This window comes from Burkholderia guangdongensis (genome assembly GCF_013403875.1).
Lineage (GTDB): Bacteria > Pseudomonadota > Gammaproteobacteria > Burkholderiales > Burkholderiaceae > Burkholderia > Burkholderia guangdongensis.
The window spans coordinates 1-281 of sequence record NZ_JACBNX010000085.1; the positions used below are offsets into that span (position 1 = coordinate 1).

At 63.0% G+C, this 281-nt stretch carries 1 protein-coding gene; it reads right to left on the bottom strand.

Annotation, left to right across the window (positions count from 1 at the left end):
* Window positions 1–281, bottom strand: a 281-nt coding sequence (locus HZI36_RS27650) for an ABC transporter permease (protein ID WP_425485304.1), incomplete at both ends; no start/stop codon positions are given.

Sequence of the window (281 nt, forward strand, 5' to 3'; positions counted from 1 at the left end):
AGCGGCATCACCATGAACGGCAGGTACGAATACACCATCCCGATGTACACCCCCGCGTCGCTGTGATACAGCCGCAGCGGCGAGTGGATCAGACCGATCGCCATCAGCGCGTGGTTCAAGAGGCCGTCGTCCTTCAGGATCCCGATCCACGCGTACACCCGGATCAGGAACGACGTCCAGAACGGCAGCATCACCGCCATCATCAGCACGTTGCGCCGCGCCGGCTCCGAGCGCGCGATGTAGTACGCCATCGGATAGCCGATCAGCAGGCACAGCACCGT